We start from the raw sequence: 5,282 nt of genomic DNA on the forward strand, positions 1-5,282 counted from the left end.
GCCCGCGCCAGCGCTCCGAGGCAGGCCGCCCCTTCGGCCCGGGCCCCGGGTGAGCCCGCCACTTCGACGGAGGCCCCGGGCCGGCCCACAACTTCGACGCAGGCCCCGGGTGGGGCCGCCGCTTCGACCGAGGCTCCGGGTCGGGCCGCCACCTCGGCGCCGGCCGCGGGTCGGGCTGAAGGGGCGGTCGAGGTCGGCCGCGCCGGGGGCCGGTCGGTGACCGTCGACCCGGCCGATGCGTCGGAGGCCGACCTCGCCACGGGCACCGACGGAGCGGCGACCGGCGGGGCCGCGGACGAACCGATCCTGCTGCGCGATCGGGTGTTGCTCGAGCTGCTCTACGGCACGGGGGTACGCATCAGCGAGGCGTGCGGCCTGAACGTGTCCGACGTGGACCACGGCCGCCGGGTGGTCCGGGTGCTCGGCAAGGGCGGCCGGGAACGGGCGGTGCCGTACGGGGTGCCGGCCCAGCGGGCGCTGGACGAGTGGCTGCGCCGGGGCAGGCCAGCCCTGGTGGCCACGGGCTCCGGCCCTGCGCTGCTGCTGGGGGCGCGGGGCGGACGGCTCAACCCGACCACCGCGCGTCGGATCGTCGCCGGGTACGCCGAGGCGGCCGGGCTGCCCCGCATCAGCCCGCACGCGCTGCGTCACTCGGCGGCCACCCACCTGCTGGAGGGCGGAGCCGATCTGCGCGCCGTGCAGGAGCTGTTGGGCCACTCCTCGCTGGCCAGCACGCAGATCTACACGCACGTCTCGGTGGAGCGACTGCGGGCCGCGTACCGGCAGGCCCATCCGCGCGCCTGACCGCCCATCCGCTGAGCACAGCCGGGCGCCGGCCACCAGGGCGGCCAGGTCGGTCCGGCACAGGCGCGGGAAGCCTCCGCCGAACCCCGGGTTGATGATCGACCGCGGGCTACGATCGGCGGATGACCGTCCCGCAGCCACCCGAGCCGATTCCCGGTGCTCGGCTGCTCTTCTCGCTGGACCCGTCGGTCAGTCACCTCAATCACGGCTCGTTCGGTGCGGTCCCGGTCGTGGTGCAACGCGCCCAGCAGCGGCTGCGCGACGAAATGGAGTCGAACCCGCTGCGGTTCTTCACCCAGGGTCTGGTGGATCGGATCGCCCACACCCGGCGACACCTGGCGACCTTCCTGGGCGCCGATCCGGACGGCACCGCGCTGGTGGGCAACGCCACCACCGGGGTGGCGGTGGTGCTCCAGTCGCTCGGTCTGCGCGCCGGCGACGAGGTGGTGACCACGGACCACGGCTACGGCGCGGTGACCTTCTCGGTGGAGCGGGAGTGCAGGCGGACCGGGGCGGTGTCCCGGACCCTGCGGGTGCCGCTGGCCGCGTCCGACGAGGAGGTGGTCGAGATCGTCCGGGCCGGGCTGCGCCCCGGCCGCACCAAGCTGCTGATCATCGACCAGATCGCCTCGGCAACCGCCCGGCCCTTCCCGACGGCCGCGGTGGCCGGGGTGGCCCGGGAACACGGCGTGCCCGTCCTGGTCGACGCGGCGCACGCCCCCGGCATGCTGCCGACCACGGTGGCCTCCGTCGGCGCGGACTTCTGGGTGGGGAACCTGCACAAGTGGGCGTACGCGCCGCGGGGGACGGCCGCCCTGGTGGTGGCGGAGCCGTGGCGGGAGCGGATCGAACCGCTGGTCGTCTCCTGGGAGCAGGAGGCCGGCTTCCCCGGGCGGGTCGAGTGGCAGGCGACGCTGGACTACACCCCGTGGCTGGCCGCCCCGGTGGGTCTGTTCGCCCTGCGCAGCCTGGGCCTCGACCGGGTACGCGCGCACAACGCCGCGCTCGCGGCGTACGGGCAGCGGGTGGTCGGGGACGGGCTCGGGGTGGCGCCGGCCGACCTGCCGGAGCCCGGCGGACCGACGCTGGCGATGCGGCTCATCCCGCTGCCGCCCGGGGTCGCGACCACGATGGACGCGGCGAAGGAGCTGCAGGTTCGGATCGCCGAGCGGCTCGCCGCCGAGGTGGCGGTGATGAGCTGGAACGGCCGGGGCTGGCTGCGCCTCTGCGGCCAGGTCTACAACACTGCCGACGAGTACGACCGGCTGGCGGTCCGGCTCCCCACGCTGCTCGCCCTGCGCTGAGTCACGGGCCCGCGATCGCGGCCGTCCAGCGGGAGCAGTCGGACCGGCCCCAGACCGAGCAGCGCCAGCGGGTCCAGGTACTCCGTCCCCCGGCGCAGGCCCCAGTGCAGGCAGGCGACGGCCGGGCAGCCCGGGTGGCCGGCGAGCAGGGTGCCGATCGGCGTTCCGGCGGCCACCCGGGCGCCTGCGGGCAGCCGGGGTCGCACCGGTTCGTAGGTCGTCCGCAGCCCGTCGGCGTGCCCGACGGTGACCACCGGACGCCCGGCCACCGTGCCGGCGAAGAGCACCACGCCCGGACCGGCGGATCGGACCTCCGCCCCCGCGGCGGCGGCCAGGTCGACGCCGCGGTGACCGGGCAGCCACGGCTGCGGTGGCGGATCGAACCGTCGCACCAGCTGCGGGTTACCGGCGAGCGGCCAGCGGAACCGCCCATGGGCCGCCGACGAGCCGGCCAGCGCCACCGGACCGGACGCTCGCGCGGGCGGCACCGCACGATGGGACGCGGCGGGGCGGTGCATTGGACGGCGGACGGCCGCCGGATCTGACCCGGCCGGAGCGAAGTGAAGGGCGCCGGACGCCATCGAGGCGGCCACCACCCGACCGGCGACCGCCGGTTTGGGTGCCCCCGCAGCAGGAACCGCCGGGCGGGCGGCCGCCGTGCCGGGCACGGCCGGAAGCATCAGCAGCAGGGAGCAGAGGGTCGCCGTGGCGGACCGGGGCAGTGTTCGCACGGCCGGCAGCCTGCTCCGACCGAGCGGTCCTGCGCCAGCGGCGGCAGTGCCGGCTGTGGACAGGGGCGCGGCTGTGGACGCGCCCCGGAGGCGACGTGGATCTGCTATGTCCGCACGATGGCGACACCAGCGCCCCGCCACGCCGCCCTATGCTGGCCCGATGCGGGACGGGCACGGCGTCACGGCGTGCCGACGACCGCCGCACCCGCTCGTGACCAGGCGGGCAGCCCGCTGACCAGCACGGGAGCGACAGATGACCACGGTGGACGACGCCAGCCGGCCGTCCCGGATCGCCGGGCCGGACGAGGGGATCAGCGCCGAGGAACTCCAACTGGCTGCCCGCAACCACGGCATCCCCCTGGAGGCACTGCGCTACGACGTCACCCCGGCCGGGCTGCACTACCTGCTCGTCCACTACGACATCCCGGACGTCATCCCGGCGGCACACACGCTGACCGTGGACGGCGCGGTGGAACGCCGGCTCGCCCTCGACTTGGCCGCGCTGCGGGAGCGACCCCGGGTAAGCCACCGGGTCACCCTGGAGTGCGCCGGGAACGGGCGGGCGCTGCTGCACCCGCGGCCGGTCAGCCAGCCCTGGCTGGTGGAAGCGGTCGGCAACGCCGAGTGGACCGGCACCCCGCTGGCGCCGCTGCTGCGTGAGGCCGGGCTCGCCCCGGACGCCGTGGACGTGGTCTTCACCGGCGCGGACCACGGCGTCGAACGCGGCGTCGAGCAGGACTACCAGCGGGCGCTGCCGGTCGCGGACGCGCTGCGCGAGGAGGTGCTGCTGGCGTACGAGATGAACGGCGCTCCCCTGCTGCCGCAGCACGGGTCACCGCTGCGGCTGATCGTGCCCGGCTGGTACGGGATGGCGCACGTGAAATGGCTGCGGAACATCCGCGTGCTGACCGAGCCGTTCGAGGGCTACCAGAACGCGGTGGCCTACCGGCTGCGCCGGGACGCCGACGACCCCGGAGTGCCGGTGACCCGGATCGAACCGCGCGCGCTGGTCCGCCCGCCGGGCTTTCCGGATTTCATGTCCCGCACCCGGGTACTGCGTCCCGGCCTCTGCACGGTGGACGGTCGGGCCTGGTCGGGCCACGCGCCGGTCACGGCGGTGGAGGTGACCACGGACGGCGGCGTGACCTGGGCGCCGGCCCGTCTGGACGAGCCGACCGGCGGAGCGTGGGCGTGGCGCCGCTGGCACTACGAGTGGACGCCGGAGCCGGGGTGGTACGTGCTGGGCGCGCGGGCCACCGACGCCTCCGGACGGACCCAGCCGGTCGAGGCGCCGTGGAACCGGGGTGGCTTCGCCAACAACCTGGTGCAGCGGGTCGAGGTGGTGGTGCTGGCGGAGTGATCCGCCGTCGACGCGGGCCGGGGTGCCCGGCCGATCGGGTCGGCTCGGGTCAGCCGCCGAATCCGGAATCTGCGGGAAGGGAGATGTCGGGCTTTTCGAGCTCCTCGACATTGACGTCCTTGAACGTCATAACCCGGACATTCTTGACGAAGCGCGCGGGGCGGTACATGTCCCACACCCAGGCGTCGTGCATCTCGACCTCGAAGTAGACCTCGCCGTCGGAGTTGCGCACGTGCAGGTCGACCTGGTTGGCCAGGTAGAAACGGCGCTCGGTCTCCACCACGTAGGAGAACTGGCGGACAATGTCGCGGTACTCCCGGTAGAGCTGCAGCTCCATCTCGGTCTCGTACTTCTCGAGATCTTCCGCGCTCATCGCACTCCGCCTTCCATGACCACATCTTCCCCCACCGGCGCCGGAGGTCGAGGCTGCTCGCCCAACGCCACGCCGACGGTACCCCCTGGCGGGCCCGACCGCTCCATCGGCTCGTCCCGGCGGCCGAGGACCGGACGCCGGGACCGGGCCGGCTGCCCGTCCCGGCCGGAGACCGTCGCCACGTTCACGTACGAGAAGCGGTGCTCCAGGCACGGACCCCGCTCCCGGAGCGCGGCGGTGTGCTCCGGCGTGATGTAGCCCTTGTGCTCGGCGAAGCCGTAGCCGGGGTACCGGCCGTCCAGGTCGACCATGATCCGGTCCCGGGTGACCTTGGCCAGCACGCTCGCCGCCGCCACACAGGCCGCCACCTGGTCGCCCTTCCAGACCGCCAGCCCCGGCACGTCCAGCCCGTCGACGCCGAAACCGTCCGTCAGCACGTACTCCGGGCGGGTGGTCAGCGAGGCCAGCGCCCGGCGCATCGCGGCCAGGTTGCACACGTGCAGCCCGCGCGCGTCGACCTCGTCGGCCGGGATCACCACCACCGCGTACGCCAGGGCGCGGGTCACCACCTCGCCGTAGATCCGTTCCCGGCTGGCCGGGGTGAGCAGCTTCGAGTCGGCCAGCCCCTCGATCTCGCCGCGCCGCCCCTCCGGCAGCACCGCCGCGGCGGCCACCAGCGGACCGGCGCAGGCCCCCCGGCCCGCCTCGTC

Annotated in this window: 6 protein-coding genes; 3 read left to right on the forward strand and 3 right to left on the reverse strand. The window is 74.9% G+C overall.

Translation table 11 applies throughout. The annotated features are described in order from the left end of the window. Together DKL51_RS37380 and DKL51_RS01360 are read left to right on the forward strand one after the other, a co-directional pair. A partial coding sequence (locus DKL51_RS37380; protein WP_438819645.1) for a tyrosine-type recombinase/integrase occupies positions 1–804 on the forward strand: 804 nt, incomplete at its 5' end. A 122-nt stretch (positions 805–926) separates the two neighbouring features. Further along, positions 927–2,108: an aminotransferase class V-fold PLP-dependent enzyme gene (locus DKL51_RS01360; protein WP_124811635.1), complete on the forward strand. Its 1,182-nt coding sequence runs from the start codon at positions 927–929 to the stop codon at positions 2,106–2,108. On the opposite strand, the gene DKL51_RS01365 is transcribed toward DKL51_RS01360, so the two are convergent. After that, on the reverse strand, positions 2,042–2,626 hold the full coding sequence (locus DKL51_RS01365; RefSeq protein ID WP_124811638.1) for a murein hydrolase activator EnvC family protein: 585 nt from the start codon (positions 2,624–2,626) through the stop codon (positions 2,042–2,044). The two genes, DKL51_RS01360 and DKL51_RS01365, sit on opposite strands and share 67 nt — an antisense overlap. 466 nt (positions 2,627–3,092) lie before the next feature. Here DKL51_RS01365 and DKL51_RS01370 point away from each other — a divergent pair, with 466 nt between their 5' ends. Next, positions 3,093–4,199 carry a sulfite oxidase gene (locus tag DKL51_RS01370; RefSeq protein WP_124811636.1) on the forward strand — a complete coding sequence of 369 codons (1,107 nt, stop codon included), beginning with the start codon at positions 3,093–3,095 and terminating at the stop codon, positions 4,197–4,199. A 49-nt stretch (positions 4,200–4,248) separates the two neighbouring features. On the opposite strand, the gene DKL51_RS01375 is transcribed toward DKL51_RS01370, so the two are convergent. Next, the gene (locus DKL51_RS01375; RefSeq protein ID WP_007075222.1) at positions 4,249–4,572 is read right to left on the reverse strand and encodes a DUF2469 domain-containing protein; all 324 of its coding nucleotides are present in this window, start codon (positions 4,570–4,572) and stop codon (positions 4,249–4,251) included. After that, positions 4,569–5,282 (reverse strand): ribonuclease HII (locus tag DKL51_RS01380; protein WP_124811637.1); only part of this gene is annotated, 714 nt, incomplete at its 5' end. The genes DKL51_RS01375 and DKL51_RS01380, both read right to left, overlap by 4 nt.

The organism is Micromonospora globispora (genome assembly GCF_003857015.1).
GTDB lineage: Bacteria > Actinomycetota > Actinomycetes > Mycobacteriales > Micromonosporaceae > Micromonospora > Micromonospora globispora.

What these genes read in the sequence shown, in the direction of transcription:
- DKL51_RS01360 (WP_124811635.1), top strand. Translation starts at nt 927, where the DNA reads ATGACCGTCCCGCAGCCACCCGAGCCGATTCCCGGTGCTCGGCTGCTC.
- DKL51_RS01365 (WP_124811638.1), bottom strand. Translation starts at nt 2,626, where the DNA reads ATGCACCGCCCCGCCGCGTCCCATCGTGCGGTGCCGCCCGCGCGAGCG.
- DKL51_RS01370 (WP_124811636.1), top strand. Translation starts at nt 3,093, where the DNA reads ATGACCACGGTGGACGACGCCAGCCGGCCGTCCCGGATCGCCGGGCCG.
- DKL51_RS01375 (WP_007075222.1), bottom strand. Translation starts at nt 4,572, where the DNA reads ATGAGCGCGGAAGATCTCGAGAAGTACGAGACCGAGATGGAGCTGCAG.